Source organism: Gilliamella sp. GillExp13, from assembly GCF_001690815.1.
GTDB classification, from domain to species: domain Bacteria; phylum Pseudomonadota; class Gammaproteobacteria; order Enterobacterales; family Orbaceae; genus Gilliamella; species Gilliamella bombi.
The window spans coordinates 1-1,667 of sequence record NZ_LZHJ01000128.1; the positions used below are offsets into that span (position 1 = coordinate 1).

At 37.9% G+C, this 1,667-nt stretch carries 2 protein-coding genes and 2 pseudogenes; 1 reads left to right on the forward strand and 3 read right to left on the reverse strand.

Annotated features, from left to right (window positions below):
- Positions 1-31: 31 nt before the first annotated feature.
- A pseudogene (locus tag A9G37_RS13240) lies at positions 32-235 on the forward strand (integrase core domain-containing protein); the annotation flags it as partial.
- A 4-nt stretch (positions 236-239) separates the two neighbouring features.
- Here A9G37_RS13240 and A9G37_RS09330 read toward each other — a convergent pair.
- The 3 genes and pseudogenes from A9G37_RS09330 to A9G37_RS13655 form a co-directional block, all read right to left on the reverse strand.
- Entirely contained in the window at positions 240-677 is a 438-nt protein-coding gene (locus A9G37_RS09330; protein ID WP_065575349.1) for a hypothetical protein, read from the reverse strand.
- Positions 661-1,158 (reverse strand): hypothetical protein, encoded by a 498-nt coding sequence (locus A9G37_RS09335; RefSeq protein ID WP_065575350.1) that lies wholly within the window; start codon positions 1,156-1,158, stop codon positions 661-663. Before A9G37_RS09335 ends, A9G37_RS09330 begins: the two co-directional genes overlap by 17 nt.
- A 9-nt stretch (positions 1,159-1,167) precedes the next feature.
- Positions 1,168-1,619: pseudogene (locus tag A9G37_RS13655) on the reverse strand (IS30 family transposase).
- Between the last annotated feature and the right edge of the window lie 48 nt (positions 1,620-1,667).

Consider the following 1,667-nt stretch of genomic DNA (forward strand, 5'->3'; position numbering starts at 1 on the left):
CACATGATATAGCCATTGATTATATAAAGCCGGTAGCCCTTATCAAAATGGTTATATTGAACGATTTAATCGTACCTATCGTACTGAAGTACTTGATTTATATCTTTTTAACAACTTAGCACAAGCTAGGTGAATAACCGAAGAATGGCTAACGATTTATAACACCGAAAGACCGCATGAGGCATTAAATAACATGACACCGATTGAGTATAAAACACTAAAACAAGCAGCTTAATTTTCTACGTGAGTTGTGTACTAAGTTTGGGGCATTTACAATCACTTGCCGCTGGTCCTGTCAACCTAACGCGTGTTACGACTTTTCCAGAATCCTCAGGAGGAAACATACCTTCAGCCACTTCTCTTGTCACTGTCGCAGTGATTCCTTCATGCGTAACAGATTTCCATGTCAATTCATTTATATCCACTCCAGTTATAAGTAAATCAAAATATAAATTATGCGCACCTGTGGTCGGGAAATTTAGGTTGTATAAATCAGGATTAGTTGATTGAACTAAGAAGTCCTTCATCGGATTCCATATACCATCTGAATCATCGATATACATAAAATCAAGATTTGGCCTTGCGAATTCTACTTTTATACAAACATCATTATCTGATACATTAGGATTAATATAATACGTTACGCTACCTTCTGCGAAGTTACTCGTTCCTGGCACACCATACATACCCTTTTGTATTACTTAATTCTACTTTATAAGGTGCATTACATGTCGTTAATGCATCACTACGATTAACTGTTTTATTATTTTTATCTGTAATACTCAACGTGATCACCCCATCTGCTGTTAGACCATCTTGTCCGTCTCCATCATCATCGCGCCATTTATTTTGTGTCACCAACTCATTTAAGCTCACTGAATCAGATGATGGCAGAACTATCATTTCAATATCAGCCAAAGTATCCCCTACATTAGGTAACTTGATTGGCGCTGTCGGTGATGAGGGATTATTTTGTGGTGTAAATATACGACCGTCTGATAACTTAATAGTTAATAAATCATCTGTGGTAGTCAATTTGGTAGTACCATCATCAAGCGTTAAATAGGGGGCTGTGCCTTGAATGGTATTTGATGTAGTGGCCGATAACGCTTGCGATTCCAATGAATACGGCAATAACAACAACAGCGCCAGTACCAATTGAATTTCCTAGATTACACCATGAAGAGCAATTCTTCTTAGCTCCTTAGAATAAAAATCGGCAGGGCTTTTAAACTTATGCCGTTTTCTTGGGCGTGTGTTCAATAGATATTGTATTTTCTTTATCTGTTTGTCGTCAACTACTGAAATGGCCGCTGACTTAGGTATAAACTGACGTATTAAGCCATTGGTGTTTTCATTTGTGCCTCTTTGCCAGCTTTTATAAGGCTCCGCAAAGTACACGTGGTATTTAAATAATGCTCAATAGCATGATGATAATTAAATTCGGTTCCATTATCAAAGGTGATGCTTTTAACCATTTTTTTAAACGGCATTAGCAATTTTATTATCATATCTCTCGTTTCGGAGGCGGTACGTTGATTGAGGCGCCCAATTAATACTAGCCCTGTTTTGCGTTCAACTAATGTCACCAATGCTTGCTTGTCTTTACGGCTAATAATCGTATCTCCCTCCCAATGTCCTCGCGTTTTCCGGCTTTCTACATAACT